The sequence below is a fragment of the Citrobacter sp. LST-B2 genome (assembly GCF_057983045.1).
Window position 1 is genome coordinate 1,872,936 of record NZ_CP192598.1, and the last position, 16,249, is coordinate 1,889,184.

Consider the following 16,249-nt stretch of genomic DNA (forward strand, 5'->3'; position numbering starts at 1 on the left):
CCTCACGCTGATTTTTGGCCTGGAATGGATAGCAGAGGGATCTCCCGGTCGGGAGTGACGTATTTTGAGGAATAACAATGAAAAAAATCGCAATCACCTGTGCATTACTCTCAGGATTCGTGGTAAGCAGCGTTTGGGCGGATGCCGCCAGCGATCTGAAAAGTCGTCTGGATAAAGTAAGCAGCTTCCACGCCAGCTTCACACAGAAAGTGACTGATGGCAGCGGTGCTGCTGTTCAGGAAGGTCAGGGTGATTTGTGGGTGAAGCGTCCGAACCTGTTTAACTGGCACATGACGCAGCCTGATGAAAGCATTCTGGTTTCTGATGGGAAAACGCTGTGGTTCTTCAACCCGTTTGTTGAGCAGGCCACCGCGACCTGGCTGAAAGACGCCACCGGCAACACGCCGTTTATGCTGATTGCCCGCAACCAGTCCAGCGACTGGCAACAGTACAATATCAAGCAGAACGGTGACGACTTCGTCCTGACGCCGAAAACCAGCAACGGTAACCTGAAACAGTTCACCATCAATGTGGGCCGTGACGGGACTATTCATCAGTTCAGCGCCGTGGAGCAGGATGACCAGCGCAGCAGCTATCAGCTGAAATCACAGCAGAATGGCGCCGTTGACGCATCGAAGTTCACCTTTACTCCACCGCAAGGTGTAACGGTAGACGACCAACGTAAGTAGAGGCCTGCGTGAGCAACCTGTCGCTCGATTTTTCTGATAATACCTTTCAGCCACTGGCAGCGCGGATGCGGCCAGAAAATTTAGCGCAGTATATTGGTCAGCAGCACCTGCTGGCTGCGGGTAAACCGTTGCCGCGTGCGATTGAAGCCGGACATCTGCACTCCATGATCTTGTGGGGACCGCCGGGAACCGGGAAAACGACACTCGCTGAAGTGATTGCCCGCTACGCCGATGCCGACGTTGAGCGGATATCGGCGGTCACCTCCGGCGTGAAAGAGATCCGCGAAGCCATCGAACGCGCACGTCAGAATCGTCATGCCGGGCGTCGCACTATTCTGTTTGTTGACGAAGTTCATCGCTTTAATAAAAGCCAACAGGATGCGTTCTTACCGCATATTGAAGACGGCACGATCACCTTTATCGGGGCAACCACCGAAAACCCGTCGTTTGAACTGAATTCCGCGCTGTTGTCGCGGGCGCGCGTCTATTTGCTCAAATCGCTGACCACGGAAGATATCGAACAGGTTCTCCGTCAGGCGATGGAAGACAAGGCGCGGGGCTATGGTGGCCAGGATATCGTTCTGCCGGATGATACCCGCAAAGCCATCGCGGAACTGGTCAATGGTGATGCGCGCCGCGCATTGAACACCCTGGAAATGATGGCTGATATGGCCGAAGTGGATGATAGCGGCAAGCGAGTACTGCTTCCCGCATTGTTGACCGAAATCGCCGGTGAGCGCAGCGCGCGTTTTGATAACAAAGGCGACCGCTTCTACGATCTTATTTCCGCATTGCATAAATCAGTTCGCGGCAGCGCGCCGGATGCGGCACTTTACTGGTATGCGCGAATCATTACGGCAGGGGGGGATCCGCTGTATGTCGCGCGCCGTTGCCTGGCGATTGCTTCCGAAGATGTGGGCAATGCCGATCCGCGTGCGATGCAGGTGGCGATTTCCGCCTGGGACTGCTTCACGCGTGTGGGGCCTGCTGAAGGCGAGCGCGCCATCGCCCAGGCGATTGTTTATCTGGCCTGTGCACCGAAAAGCAATGCGGTGTATACCGCCTTTAAAGCGGCGCTCTCCGATGCCCGTGAACGTCCTGACTATGACGTACCTGTTCATCTGCGCAATGCGCCGACGAAGTTGATGAAAGAGATGGGTTACGGCCAGGAATATCGTTATGCACATGACGAACCGAATGCTTATGCCGCGGGCGAGGAATATTTCCCGCCGGAGATGGCACAAACACGCTATTATCACCCCACAAACAGAGGTCTTGAGGGCAAGATTGGCGAAAAGCTCGCCTGGCTCGCCGGACAGGATCAAAATAGCCCTATAAAACGCTACCGTTAGCGCAGGCGTTGCGGTAATGTTGGCACTGTATCCCTGTGACCGCAGGCTGTGGTCGCATTTTCCCATTTCAATTCGATAAGCACAGGATAAGCATGCTCGATCCCAATCTGCTGCGTAATGAGCCAGACGCAGTCGCTGAAAAACTGGCACGCCGGGGCTTTAAGCTGGATGTAGATAAGCTGCGCGCTCTTGAAGAGCGTCGTAAAGTTTTGCAGGTCAATACTGAAAACCTGCAGGCAGAGCGTAACTCTCGATCGAAATCCATCGGCCAGGCGAAAGCGCGCGGGGAAGATATCGAGCCTTTACGTCTGGAAGTGAACAAACTGGGCGAAGAGCTGGATGCCGCAAAAGCGGAGCTGGATGTTTTACAGGCTGAGATTCGTGATATCGCGCTGGCCATTCCTAACCTGCCTGCAGACGAAGTGCCGGTCGGTAAAGACGAAAACGATAACGTTGAAGTCAGCCGCTGGGGTACCCCGCGCGAGTTCGACTTTGAGGTTCGCGATCACGTCACGCTGGGCGAAATGCATTCCGGTCTGGATTTTGCTGCTGCCGTTAAGCTGACGGGTTCCCGCTTCGTGGTGATGAAAGGGCAGATTGCCCGTATGCACCGTGCGCTCTCGCAATTTATGCTCGATCTGCATACCGAACAGCATGGCTACAGCGAAAACTATGTGCCGTATCTGGTCAACCATGACACCCTGTACGGCACGGGGCAGTTGCCGAAATTTGCCGGCGATCTGTTCCACACGCGTCCGCTGGAAGAAGAGGCTGACAGCAGCAACTACGCGTTGATTCCGACGGCAGAAGTGCCGCTGACCAACCTGGTGCGTGATGAGATCATCGACGAAGACCAACTGCCGATCAAAATGACGGCGCACACACCGTGCTTCCGCTCTGAAGCGGGTTCCTACGGTCGTGATACCCGTGGCCTGATCCGTATGCACCAGTTCGACAAAGTTGAAATGGTACAGATCGTTCGCCCGGAAGATTCAATGGCAGCGCTGGAAGAGATGACCGGTCATGCGGAGAAAGTGCTGCAACTGCTGGGTCTGCCCTATCGCAAAATCATTCTTTGCACCGGCGACATGGGCTTTGGCGCATGCAAAACCTACGATCTGGAAGTGTGGGTACCGGCGCAGAATACCTACCGCGAGATTTCATCCTGCTCTAACGTCTGGGATTTCCAGGCGCGCCGTATGCAGGCTCGCTGTCGCAGCAAGTCCGACAAAAAGACCCGTCTGGTGCATACTCTGAACGGTTCTGGCCTGGCGGTTGGTCGTACGCTGGTGGCGGTGATGGAAAACTACCAGCAGGCTGATGGCCGTATCGAAGTGCCGGAAGTGTTGCGTCCGTACATGAACGGACTGGAATATATCGGTTAATCCTCGCTTCACTCTTTCTAAAAAGCGCCTTTGGGCGCTTTTTTTATGCCTGTTTGACGCCGGACAATAATCATTACCCCCTTAGGGGTAATATTACTTTCGAATGAAATTCAGCATTTTGCACTGTTATCCTGTAAATACGTTGTATGTAGAACTATATAACGTTGCTTAACTACTCAAATAATAATATCAATTTCTGTTTTTTTACTGTAAGCAAGCAGAGTGAGCCTTTATGAAAACGAAGATCCCTGATGCCGTGATGGCAGCGGAGGTGAGTCGTCGCGGTTTGGTCAAAACGACGGCGATTGGCGGACTGGCGATGGCCAGCAGCGCGTTTACCCTGCCATTTACCCGTATCGCTAATGCTGCCGAAGCCCTGAGTCCGGCACAAGCCAGCGAAAAAGTCGTCTGGAGCGCCTGTACCGTAAACTGCGGGAGTCGTTGCCCGTTGCGCATGCATGTTGTGGATGGCGAAATCAAATACGTTGAAACCGACAACACCGGTGATGACAACTACGACGGTTTGCATCAGGTGCGTGCCTGTCTGCGTGGACGTTCCATGCGTCGTCGCGTCTATAACCCGGATCGTCTGAAATACCCGATGAAACGCGTCGGTAAACGCGGAGAAGGCAAATTCGAGCGCATCACCTGGGATGAGGCTTACGACATCATCGCCAGCAACATGCAGCGTCTGATTAAAGACTACGGTAACGAGTCTATCTATCTGAACTACGGCACCGGTACGCTGGGCGGTACGATGACCCGTTCCTGGCCGCCGGGAAATACCCTGGTGGCGCGTCTGATGAACTGCTGCGGCGGTTATTTGAACCACTACGGCGACTACTCTTCCGCACAAATCGCGGCGGGTCTGAACTACACCTATGGCGGTTGGGCGGATGGTAACAGCCCATCGGACATCGAAAACAGTAAGCTGGTAGTGCTGTTCGGTAACAACCCTGGCGAAACCCGTATGAGCGGCGGTGGGGTGACCTACTATCTGGAACAGGCGCGACAGAAATCGAATGCCCGGATGATTATTATCGATCCGCGCTATACCGATACCGGGGCAGGTCGTGAAGATGAATGGATCCCGATTCGTCCGGGTACCGATGCGGCGCTGGTGAATGCGCTGGCTTATGTGCTGATTACTGAGAATATGGTCGATCAGCCGTTCCTCGATAAGTACTGTGTGGGCTACGACGAGAAAACGTTGCCAGCCAGCGCGCCGAAGAATGGCCACTATAAGGCCTATATTCTCGGGCAGGGGACTGACGGTACGCCAAAAACGCCTGAGTGGGCAGCGCAAATTACCGGCATTCCGGCAGACCGTATTATCAAACTGGCGCGAGAAATCGGCAGCGCAAAACCAGCCTATATCAGCCAGGGATGGGGACCGCAGCGCCATGCGAACGGTGAAATCGCCACCCGTGCCATTTCAATGCTGGCTATTTTAACCGGTAACGTCGGGATCAACGGCGGCAACAGCGGTGCACGTGAAGGCTCTTACGGTCTGCCGTTTGTTCGGATGCCAACGCTGGAAAACCCGGTAGAAACCAGTATCTCGATGTTTATGTGGACCGACGCGATTGAACGTGGTCCGGAAATGACTGCGCTGCGTGATGGCGTGCGCGGCAAAGATAAACTCGACGTGCCGATTAAGATGATCTGGAACTACGCCGGTAACTGTCTTATCAACCAGCACTCAGAGATCAACCGCACGCACGACATCCTGCAGGATGACAAGAAGTGCGAAATGATTGTCGTCATCGACTGCCACATGACGTCGTCAGCGAAGTATGCCGATATCCTGCTGCCGGACTGCACGGCTTCTGAACAGATGGACTTCGCGCTGGATGCTTCCTGCGGGAATATGTCTTATGTGATTTTCGCCGATCAGGCCATTAAGCCGCGTTTTGAATGCAAAACCATCTATGAAATGACCAGCGAGCTGGCGAAGCGTCTGGGTGTCGAGCAGCAGTTTACCGAAGGACGCACTCAGGAAGAATGGATGCGTCATCTGTACGAACAGTCGCGTAAAGCTATTCCGGCGCTGCCGACCTTTGAGGAATTCCGTAAGCAGGGTCTGTTCAAGCAGCGCGATCCGGATGGACATCACGTGGCCTATAAGGCGTTCCGTGACGATCCGCAGGCCAATCCGTTGACCACGCCGTCAGGTAAAATCGAGATCTACTCGCAGGAACTGGCTAAGATTGCCGCCACCTGGGAACTACCGGAAGGCGATGTCATCGATCCATTGCCGATCTACACGCCAGGTTTTGAGAACTACAACGATCCGTTGACCAAAGATTATCCATTGCAGCTCACGGGCTTCCACTATAAATCTCGCGTTCACTCCACCTATGGCAACGTGGATGTCCTGAAGGCGTCGTGCCGCCAGGAGATGTGGATCAACCCGCTGGACGCGCAAAAACGCGGTATCCGTAATGGCGACAAGGTGCGCATCTTCAATGGTCGCGGAGAGCTACATATTGAGGCGAAAGTGACGCCGCGGATGATGCCGGGTGTGGTTGCGCTAGGGGAAGGGGCCTGGTATAACCCGGATGCCAAACGTATTGACCAGGGGGGCTGTATCAACGTATTGACCACTCAGCGCCCGTCTCCTCTGGCGAAGGGGAACCCGTCACATACGAACCTTGTTCAGGTTGAGAAGGTGTAAGGAGTAACCGATGACAACCCAGTATGGATTTTTTATTGATTCCAGCCGTTGCACCGGTTGTAAAACCTGCGAACTGGCCTGTAAAGATTACAAAGACTTAACCCCGGATGTCAGCTTCCGCCGCATTTATGAATATGCGGGCGGAGACTGGCAGGAAGACAACGGCGTCTGGCACCAGAACGTGTTTGCCTATTATCTCTCTATTGCCTGTAACCACTGTGAAGATCCGGCCTGTACCAAGGTCTGTCCGAGCGGGGCGATGCACAAACGGGAAGACGGCTTTGTGGTGGTGGATGAAGATGTCTGCATCGGCTGTCGTTATTGCCATATGGCCTGTCCGTACGGTGCGCCGCAGTACAACGCCGCCAAAGGCCACATGACCAAATGCGACGGCTGTCATGACCGGGTGGCGGAAGGCAAGAAACCGATCTGTGTCGAGTCTTGTCCGCTGCGTGCGCTGGATTTCGGTCCTGTCGACGAACTGCGTCAGAAACACGGCGATCTGGCGGCGGTTGCTCCGCTGCCTGGCGCACACTTTACGAAGCCGAGTATTGTGATCAAACCGAATGCCAACAGCCGCCCGACCGGGGATACCACCGGTTATCTGGCGAATCCGAAGGAGGTGTAAGATGGGAAGTGGATGGCATGAATGGCCGCTGATGATCTTCACGGTCTTCGGACAATGTGTGGTCGGTGGCTTCATTGTCCTGGCGCTGGCGCTAATGAAAGGCGACCTGCGGGCCGAAACGCAACTGCGCGTGATTACCTGCATGTTTGCGCTGTGGGTGCTGATGGGGATTGGCTTTATCGCATCTATGCTGCACCTTGGCTCGCCAATGCGGGCGTTTAACTCGCTTAACCGTGTCGGTTCATCGGCGCTGAGTAATGAAATTGCCAGCGGTTCGATTTTCTTTGCGGTTGGCGGGATCGGCTGGCTGCTGGCGGTGTTGAAAAAGCTCTCTCCGGCTCTGCGTAACCTGTGGTTGCTGCTGACGATGGTGCTGGGTGTACTGTTCGTCTGGATGATGGTGCGCGTCTATAACAGCATTGATACCGTACCGACCTGGTACAGCGTCTGGACGCCGCTGGGCTTCTTCCTGACTCTGCTGATGGGGGGGCCACTGCTGGGCTATCTGCTGCTGCGCGTGGCGGGAGTCGATGGCTGGGCGATGCGTCTGTTGCCCGCGGTTTCACTGCTGGCGCTGGTGGTCAGTGCCATCATGTCGGTGATGCAGGGCGCAGAACTGGCGACCATTCACAGCTCTATTCAGCAGGCTTCTGCGTTGGTACCTGACTACGGGGCGTTGATGGCCTGGCGGATTGGGGTGCTGGCGCTGGCCTTGTGCTGCTGGATTGTTCCGCAGTTGAAAGGGTATCAGCCTGCGGTTCCGCTGCTGTCAGTGGCCTTTATTCTGCTGCTGGTGGGAGAACTGATTGGTCGCGGCGTATTCTACGGTCTGCATATGACCGTCGGTATGGCGGTTGCCAGCTAAGTGAATAACCGGGGCTTTCGCCCCGGTTTTACTATTTCTGTTTAGTCAACGTATCGTAGCTGGTCATCAGGTTGCGATAATCCGGAATGTGGTTGGAGAACAGCGTCGCCAACCCCTCAATATCATTACGCCAGTCACGGTGTAGTTCACAGGCCACACCAAACCATGTCATGAGCTGAGCACCGGCCTGAGACATTCTATCCCACGCCGAATGACGGGTAATTTCATTAAACGTACCCGACGCGTCGGTGACGACGAAGACATCAAAACCTTCTTCAATGGCTGACAGCGCCGGAAATGCCACACAAACTTCGGTCACTACACCCGCAATGATCAACTGCTTTTTCCCCGTGGCTTTGACGGCCTTCACGAAGTCTTCATTATCCCAGGCGTTGATATTCCCTGGCCTCGCAATGTACGGGGCATCAGGAAACTGGGCTTTTAATTCGGGGACCAACGGGCCGTTTGGTCCGGTTTCGAAACTGGTGGTGAGGATGGTAGGCAGCTTGAAGTATTTGGCTAAATCACCCAGTGCGAGCACGTTGTTTTTGAATTTATCAGGGTCAATATCCCTGACCAGTGACAGCAATCCGGCCTGGTGATCCACCAGAAGAACCGCTGCGTCATTTTTATCGAGACGAACATAAGGCCTGGTCATTCTCTTCTCCTTGCTTGAGTCAACTCTGCGCCCGAATTCATTCAGGTGCGTATGGTTCATTCAAAGCATAGAACGGAAAAAAAAACCTGCCGGGACTATGAGATTTTTCAACTGATCGAAACGGAATACCTTTGCGTTAAATCAATAAAAACAGTCACCTGTAGTTGATTGGTTATCAGTAATACATAATCTTAATCAATAAATTCAATCGAAGACGGAAAAGGGCCGCCACACCACGGTTTCCGCCGATTGACAATGTTTTTGTTAGTGGCATGATGCGCGTGAAATTTGAACTTCCTCACGGTTTATACTCATGTCCACCTATACCCGACCTGTCTTGCTTTTGCTGGCTGGTCTACTTCTGCTGACCCTGGCGATTGCGGTGCTGAACACGCTCGTCCCGCTTTGGCTCGCCCAGGAAAACCTGCCGACGTGGCAGGTGGGTATGATCAGTTCGTCCTATTTCACCGGTAACCTGGTCGGGACGCTGTTGACAGGGGTTTTAATCAAACGCTTCGGGTTTAACCGTAGTTACTATCTTGCCTCGCTGATTTTTGCGGCCGGTTGTGTGGGCCTCGGGGTGATGGTCGGCTTCTGGAGCTGGCTGGCATGGCGCTTTGTCGCGGGCATTGGCTGCGCGATGATCTGGGTGGTTGTGGAGAGTGCGCTGATGTGCAGCGGGACATCACGTAACCGCGGTCGCCTGCTGGCGGCCTACATGATGGTCTATTATGTGGGGACCTTCCTCGGACAACTGCTGGTCAGCAAAGTCTCGACGGAACTGATGAACGTGCTGCCGTGGGCGACGGGACTGATTCTGGCAGGGATTTTACCGCTGCTCTTTACCCGCATCCTGAATCAACAGTCTGATGAACACAACGACACGCCAATTACCGCAATGCTGAAACTGCGTCAGGCGCGGCTGGGCGTTAACGGCTGCATCATTTCCGGGATTGTCCTGGGTTCGCTGTACGGCCTGATGCCGCTCTATCTCAATCATCAGGGCATGAGTAATGCCAGTATCGGTTTCTGGATGGCGGTGCTGGTTAGCGCGGGGATCCTCGGGCAGTGGCCAATCGGGAGACTGGCGGATAAGTTTGGTCGACTGCTGGTACTGCGCGTGCAGGTGTTTGTGGTCATCCTCGGAAGCATCGCGATGTTAAGCCAGGCAGCGATGGCACCTGCGCTCTTTATCCTGGGGGCGGCCGGTTTTACGCTCTATCCGGTGGCGATGGCCTGGGCCTGTGAAAAAGTGGAACATCATCAACTGGTGGCGATGAACCAGGCGCTGCTGCTAAGCTACACCGTTGGCAGCCTGTTAGGGCCTTCCTTCACCGCCATGTTGATGCAGAATTATTCCGATAATCTTCTGTTTATTATGATTGCCAGCGTGTCGTTTATTTATTTGCTGATGCTGCTGCGCAATGCCGGACATACTCCGAACCCGGTTGCTCACGTTTAATTCAGCGTCAACAGGAAGCAATGTGTGTTATTGCATCCTGTTTTGGTTAATTTTCTGTATTCCCCGACAGAAAGCAAAAAGGCTACCCGTCGGATAGCCTTTTTAAAAGACGCAATCAATACATCACTTTATGCCCGTACTGCTCAAGAATGCCTTTAACGCGTTCCATCGTTTCTTTCTTCGGTGGATGTACACCATCGAGTTTGTACTCTTCGCCCATCGCCACCCATTTATGTTTACCCAGTTCGTGATAGGGCAGGAGCTCAATTTTTTCAACGTTGCCCATATCGCGGGTAAATTCACCGAGTCGGTGCGCTGAGTCGTCATCGTCGGACCAGCCAGGTACCACGACGTAACGGATCCACACGTTGATATTTTTGTTTGCCAGATAGCGGGCGAACTCCAGCGTACGGTGGTTGGAAACGCCGACCAGGTTCTGGTGGATCTCATCATTCATCTGCTTGAGGTCGAGCATCACCAGGTCGGTGACTTCCAGCAGTTCATCAATCACCGGGTCGTAGCGGCGAACAAAACCATTGGTATCCAGACAGGTATGGATACCTTCTTGCTTACAGGCACGAAACCAGTCACGGACAAATTCCGCTTGCAGGATGGCTTCACCGCCTGACGCCGTTACGCCGCCGCCGGATGCGTTCATAAAGTGGCGATAGGTCACGACCTCTTTCATCAGTTCTTCAACGGTGACTTCTTTACCGCCATGCGTGTCCCACGTATCGCGGTTGTGGCAATACAGACAGCGCATCAGGCAGCCCTGGAAGAAAGTAATAAAGCGGATGCCTGGGCCGTCAACGGTACCACAGGATTCAAAGGAGTGAATGCGACCAATAACTGACATTGCGGTGTTTCTCCAGATGTGGCCCATCCGGGGCCGTGTTGGTGCACAGCTCATTGGCTGTGTCGAGTCTGTTTTGGCGGTTATCCATTGAGTATAGATAGCTGACAAAACAGGCTGCAGTCGGGAAACGACCTGTTAAAAAGGCCCCACTTACGTGGAGCCTTTATTGTACGCCTTTTACCGCGTGATTTCAGTCAAAACACATTACATGGTTTGAGTGAAGGTACGGGTAATAACGTCCTGCTGCTGTTCTTTCGTCAGGGAGTTAAAACGCACTGCATAACCAGATACACGGATGGTCAGCTGCGGATATTTTTCCGGATGTTCCATCGCGTCCAGCAGCATTTCACGGTTCATCACGTTCACGTTCAGGTGCTGACCACCTTCGATGGACGCTTCATGGTGGAAGTAACCATCCATCAGACCGGCCAGGTTAGTCTTACGAACTTCGTCGTCTTTACCCAGTGCGTTCGGAACAATAGAGAAGGTATAAGAGATACCATCTTTCGCGTAAGCAAACGGCAGTTTAGCAACAGAAGTCAGAGAGGCAACAGCACCTTTCTGGTCACGACCGTGCATCGGGTTAGCACCTGGTCCGAACGGCGCGCCAGCACGACGACCATCTGGGGTGTTACCGGTTTTCTTACCATACACAACGTTAGAGGTGATGGTCAGAACAGACTGCGTCGGGATAGCATCACGGTAGGTTTTCAGTTTCTGAATTTTCTTCATGAAACGTTCAACCAGGTCAACCGCCATGTCATCAACGCGCGCGTCGTTGTTACCAAACTGCGGGTATTCGCCTTCGATTTCGAAGTCGATAGCCAGACCGTCTTCATCACGAATCGGTTTAACTTTCGCATATTTGATAGCAGACAGGGAGTCAGCCGCAACGGACAGACCTGCGATACCACATGCCATGGTGCGAATAACATCACGATCGTGCAGCGCCATCAGAGAGGCTTCGTAGCTGTACTTGTCGTGCATGTAGTGGATAACGTTCAGCGCGGTGACATACTGCTTAGCCAGCCAGTCCATGAAGTGATCCATGCGCTCCATGACTTCGTCATAGTTCAGCACGTCGCCTTTGATTGGCTCAGATTTCGGGCCAACCTGCATTTTCAGTTTTTCATCAACGCCGCCGTTGATTGCGTACAGCATGGTTTTCGCCAGGTTTGCACGCGCACCGAAGAACTGCATTTGTTTACCAACAACCATTGGGCTTACGCAGCAAGCGATAGCGTAATCGTCGTTGTTGAAGTCCGGACGCATCAGGTCATCGTTCTCATACTGCAGAGAAGAGGTGTCGATGGACACTTTAGCGGCGAATTTCTTGAAGTTCAGAGGCAGTTTTTCAGACCACAGAACGGTGATGTTCGGCTCCGGAGACGGACCCATGGTGTACAGGGTGTTCAGGAAGCGGAAGCTGTTTTTGGTAACCAGAGTACGGCCATCAACGCCCATACCACCGATGGATTCCGTTGCCCAAATCGGGTCGCCGGAGAACAGTTCATCATATTCAGGCGTACGCAGGAAACGAACCATACGCAGTTTCATGACCAGGTGGTCAATCATTTCCTGAGCGTCTTGTTCAGTGATTTTGCCTGCTTTCAGGTCACGTTCGATGTATGCATCCAGGAAGGTGGAGACACGACCGAAGGACATTGCCGCGCCGTTCTGAGATTTAACCGCAGCCAGGTAGCCGAAGTAAGTCCACTGAATCGCTTCCTGAGCGTTGGTTGCCGGACCAGAGATATCGCAGCCATATTTCGCAGCCATCTCTTTGATCTGACCCAGCGCACGGTGCTGTTCAGCAATTTCTTCACGCAGACGGATAGTCGCTTCCAGGTTTACGCCGTTTTCCAGGTCAGACTGCAGGGAAACGAACTGAGCGTATTTGTCTTTCATCAGGAAGTCGATACCGTACAGCGCAACGCGACGGTAGTCACCGATGATACGGCCACGGCCATAGGCATCCGGCAGACCAGTCAGAACACCGGATTTACGGCAGTTCAGAATGTCTTTGGTGTAAACATCGAAAACGCCCTGGTTGTGGGTTTTACGATATTCAGTGAAGATTTTTTTCAGCATCGGGTCCAGTTCGCGGTTGTACGCTTTGCAGGAACCTTCAACCATTTTGATACCACCGAACGGGATGATCGCACGTTTCAGCGGAGCTTCAGTTTGCAGACCAACAATTTTCTCGAGCGCTTTATTGATGTAGCCAGCGTCGTGAGAAGTGATGGTGGAAGCAACAGAGGTGTCAAAGTCAACAGGCGCGTGAGTGCGGTTTTCCTGTTTAACGCCTTCCATTACGCTGTCCCACAGTGCAGTGGTCGCATCAGTCGCGCCAGCCAGGAAGGACTCGTCACCCTCGTACGGAGTGTAGTTTTTCTGAATGAAGTCACGGACGTTTACTTCATTCTGCCAGTCACCTTTGGTAAAACCTTCCCAGGCTGTGGCTAACTTTTCATTAAGCTCGGACATGTAACACCTACCTTCTTAAGTGGATTTTTTATTTACTGCGTGTATCGCGACATCAATTAATGATGATCGTTGTCACGCAGATAAATGACCCAGTATGTCAACCCAACCAACAAACCCCCGCCGATAATGTTACCGATCGTAACCGGAATCAGGTTATCAGTGATGAAGTTCATCGCGGTCAGGTGAGAAAAACTTTCCGGCGTCGAGCCAACTGCGCTCCAGAACTCCGGTGTTGCGAGATCACGGATTACAATACCCATCGGAATCATAAACATGTTTGCGATACTGTGCTCAAAACCGCTGGCAACAAACATCGCAACCGGTAATACCATGATAAACGCTTTATCCATCAGGCTGCGGCCTGAGTAGCTCATCCATACAGCCAGGCATACCATCAGGTTTGCGAGGATACCGAGGCTGACGGCTTCAACAAAAGTATGGTGCATTTTGTGGTCGGCGGTTTGCAGGACGTTCAGTCCCCACTGGCCGTTGGCGACCATATATTCGCCGGAAAGCCACATCAGTAGCACAAAGAGCAAGCAACCAATCAGGTTACCAAAATAGACGTTGAGCCAGTTTTTTGCCAACTGACCCCAGGTGATTCGGCCACTGGCTTTGGCAACGACAATCAACACGGTTGACGTAAAGAGGTCTGCACCGCAGATGACGCAAAGAATCAACCCCAGAGAGAAGCAGATACCGCCAATCAGTTTCGCCATACCAAAGGGCATCGTACCTGTACCGGTCGTTGCAGTGATATAGAAAACAAAGGCGATGGAAATGAACACACCGGCAGTAATTGCCAGGAAGAAAGTCTTAAGCGGATGTTTCGTTGCTTTATAGACACCTGCCTCTTCGGCCACTTTGGCCATTGCTGCAGGGAGTAAAAGATCAAAAGGGTTGTCAGCTTTCACACTAACTCTCTCTTTATTAAGTCGGCGACGAGATACTAACAAAGCATTATAGATGAGAAATTGATGTAGATCATATCCCGCCTGGCTTATAGGCCCGTAATACGCATGGTTTTTATGCAATTACGGAGTAATTAATTGATTTTTATGATAAAAATAAATTTTAAATTTTAGCAAATGAGTTGAAAATTTTCCTTCCTACGTCTGTTAGCCAGTTAATTAATATGGAGTAATTGGCAGATAAAGTAACAACTATCCATTAAATTATGTAATATCAACTACCAACATTTAACCTTGTTATTACATTTATTTTGGGATATTCAAAAATAAATAAAAAGGGGCGCTTAGCGCGCCCCGTAATATAGCCCAGACGATTATTTAAACCTACTCAGCGTAGGTTGATTGGCTTTATTTTGACCAAAATGAAGATTTTGCACGCTGCAACTTCTCATAGGCCTTCAACAGCGACTGGTGTGATGCGAATGCGTGCAGATCGCTGTCAACCGGCTGCAGACCATAAAAGGCGGCTTCACCGCTCAATGCTGCACTGGCGGCTTCGACTGCATTTGCGCCATACATACGGACAAACGCGTTCAGATATTGCAGCGGTTCACGTTCTTCTTCCTGCGACAGCAGTAACAGCGTTTGCAGGCAACGGTAATAATTCGCCCGCTCGGCGCTAAAGATCGACGTATTAAATTCCATCGTCCATTCGGTCCAGATCAGTGCCTGTTCCAGATCACCACCTGCCAGCGCCAGCATCGCTTTCAGTTCCCCAATACGCAGGGTGTACCAGCCGTTATCTGAACCGGTAGCCAGGCCTAACAGTTCACGAACGCGGGTGAAATCATCAAACCCTTCTTCATCGAGTTGCTCAATCAGGTTGAGATAGTCTTCTTTATCCCAGCGACTATTCGGCAGTGAGAGCAGGGTCTCGCGCAGATGGACGCCCATGGCGTTATTGGCTAACCACAGATCTTCAGCAGGATAAATATCAGACATCCCCGGAACGATGATCCGACAGGCGTAGACACCGAGATGTTCGTAATCGGCGATGTACACCTCTTTATCTTCCGCGTTGAAGATCGCCATCAGGGTGGCAAACTCTTCTTCTGTGGTACCGGAGAAACTCCAGTCAACGAACGGGTAGTCGGCATCCTGCTTGAACAGATCCCAGGAGATCAGACCGCTGGAGTCAATGAAGTGTGTTTCCAGGTTGGTATGCTCAGCCACTTCTTCATCGTCGAAGGTCGGCGGCGTGAAGACGTCGAGATCTTTCAGACCACGGCCCTGCAGCAGTTCCGTCACGGTACGTTCCAGTGCGACGCCAAAATCAGGATGTGCGCCGAAAGAGGCGAAGCAGGTGCCGTTAGCCGGATTGAACAGCACAACGCAGATCACCGGATACTGACCGCCCAGAGAACCGTCGTAAGCAAAGATGGGGAAACCTTCCGCTTCCAGCGTTGCAATAGATTCCACTACCGCCGGGTAGCGTGCCAGCACGTCGGCCGGAATTTCCGGCAGGCTGATGCTTTCGGCAATAATGCGATTCTTCACATAACGCTCAAAGACTTCAGATAACCCTTGCACGCGCGCTTCGTTACGGGTGTTACCGGCGGACATCCCGTTTGAGACGTACAGGTTGCCGATAATGTTCATTGGAATATAGACGGTCTGGTTATCCGACTGGCGGGTAAACGGCAGGCCGCAGATACCACGCTCTTCGTTGCCAGACTGCAGGTCGATCAGCATGCTGCCGGTCAGTTCGTTCTCGGGATCGTAAAAGGCACGCAGGCGGGCATCCAGCAGACCGTCCGGTACGTCATCATTTTCGGTCAGCGGGAACCATTTCTCGTTCGGATAATGCACGAACGGGCCATTGGCGATGGTTTCACCCAGCCAGAAATCGGCAAAGAAATAGTTGGTTGACAGACGCTCAAAATATTCGCCCAACGCCGAGGCCAGCGCGGCCTTTTTCGTCGCCCCTTTGCCGTTGGTAAAGCACAGCGCACATTCTTTATCGCGAATGTGTACGGACCAGACGTTCGGCACTGGATTCAGCAACGAGGCCTCTTCAATATGGAAACCGAGGTCGAGTAGTTTTTGCTGGAAGCGAGCGATGGAGTCTTCCAGTGCGGCGTCTTTGCCGGGAATAAATGTTTGCGTCATGAAAATCACTTTTGTCGTACGGAAAGCGCGCAATGATACGGGTTTTACGTGACTGACGCTATCGCCGCCACTGACGCGGCGCAAATAAAAGTTTTGGCTATGCTTGTAGG

12 protein-coding genes are annotated in these 16,249 nt (G+C 52.6%); 7 read left to right on the plus strand and 5 right to left on the minus strand.

Annotated elements, in window-relative coordinates:
- The first annotated feature begins 77 nt into the window (after nt 1–77).
- The 6 genes from lolA (at nt 78) to ACQ0PY_RS08925 (ending at nt 7,596) form a co-directional block, all read left to right on the plus strand.
- Nucleotides 78–689, plus strand: a complete 612-nt coding sequence (gene lolA, locus ACQ0PY_RS08900; RefSeq protein ID WP_044256345.1) for an outer membrane lipoprotein periplasmic chaperone LolA — start codon at nt 78–80, stop codon at nt 687–689.
- A gap of 8 nt (nt 690–697) precedes the next feature.
- On the plus strand, nt 698–2,041 hold the full coding sequence (gene rarA / locus ACQ0PY_RS08905; protein WP_043001204.1) for a replication-associated recombination protein RarA: 1,344 nt from the start codon (nt 698–700) through the stop codon (nt 2,039–2,041).
- Between the two features lie 92 nt (nt 2,042–2,133).
- On the plus strand, nt 2,134–3,426 hold the full coding sequence (gene serS / locus ACQ0PY_RS08910; protein ID WP_043001203.1) for a serine--tRNA ligase: 1,293 nt from the start codon (nt 2,134–2,136) through the stop codon (nt 3,424–3,426).
- 232 nt (nt 3,427–3,658) lie between these two features.
- Entirely contained in the window at nt 3,659–6,103 is a 2,445-nt protein-coding gene (gene dmsA / locus ACQ0PY_RS08915) for a dimethylsulfoxide reductase subunit A (RefSeq protein WP_109740095.1), read from the plus strand.
- Nucleotides 6,104–6,113: 10 nt separating this feature from the next.
- A complete protein-coding gene (gene dmsB / locus ACQ0PY_RS08920) occupies nt 6,114–6,731 on the plus strand; it encodes a dimethylsulfoxide reductase iron-sulfur subunit DmsB (RefSeq protein ID WP_043000749.1) in 618 nt (205 codons plus the stop codon).
- Nucleotide 6,732: 1 nt separating this feature from the next.
- Nucleotides 6,733–7,596, plus strand: a complete 864-nt coding sequence (locus tag ACQ0PY_RS08925) for a dimethyl sulfoxide reductase anchor subunit family protein (protein WP_044265774.1) — start codon at nt 6,733–6,735, stop codon at nt 7,594–7,596.
- A 31-nt stretch (nt 7,597–7,627) separates the two neighbouring features.
- On the opposite strand, the gene ycaC is transcribed toward ACQ0PY_RS08925, so the two are convergent.
- Nucleotides 7,628–8,254 carry an isochorismate family cysteine hydrolase YcaC gene (gene ycaC / locus ACQ0PY_RS08930; protein WP_043001201.1) on the minus strand — a complete coding sequence of 209 codons (627 nt, stop codon included), beginning with the start codon at nt 8,252–8,254 and terminating at the stop codon, nt 7,628–7,630.
- A 313-nt stretch (nt 8,255–8,567) separates the two neighbouring features.
- Between ycaC and ACQ0PY_RS08935 the strand changes: the two genes are divergently transcribed.
- A complete protein-coding gene (locus ACQ0PY_RS08935; RefSeq protein ID WP_044265771.1) occupies nt 8,568–9,716 on the plus strand; it encodes an MFS transporter in 1,149 nt (382 codons plus the stop codon).
- Nucleotides 9,717–9,831: 115 nt separating this feature from the next.
- Here the strand turns inward: ACQ0PY_RS08935 and pflA are convergent, their stop codons facing one another.
- The 4 genes from pflA to ycaO all read right to left on the minus strand — a co-directional run bounded on the left by pflA (nt 9,832) and on the right by ycaO (nt 16,139).
- Nucleotides 9,832–10,572: a pyruvate formate lyase 1-activating protein gene (gene pflA / locus ACQ0PY_RS08940; RefSeq protein ID WP_043001199.1), complete on the minus strand. Its 741-nt coding sequence runs from the start codon at nt 10,570–10,572 to the stop codon at nt 9,832–9,834.
- A 204-nt stretch (nt 10,573–10,776) separates the two neighbouring features.
- Entirely contained in the window at nt 10,777–13,059 is a 2,283-nt protein-coding gene (pflB, locus tag ACQ0PY_RS08945; protein ID WP_043001198.1) for a formate C-acetyltransferase, read from the minus strand.
- Nucleotides 13,060–13,115: 56 nt separating this feature from the next.
- On the minus strand, nt 13,116–13,973 hold the full coding sequence (gene focA / locus ACQ0PY_RS08950; protein WP_043001197.1) for a formate transporter FocA: 858 nt from the start codon (nt 13,971–13,973) through the stop codon (nt 13,116–13,118).
- Nucleotides 13,974–14,378: 405 nt separating this feature from the next.
- Nucleotides 14,379–16,139, minus strand: coding sequence for a 30S ribosomal protein S12 methylthiotransferase accessory factor YcaO (gene ycaO, locus ACQ0PY_RS08955; RefSeq protein ID WP_109740622.1), 1,761 nt, complete (start codon nt 16,137–16,139; stop codon nt 14,379–14,381).
- Nucleotides 16,140–16,249 lie beyond the last annotated feature (110 nt).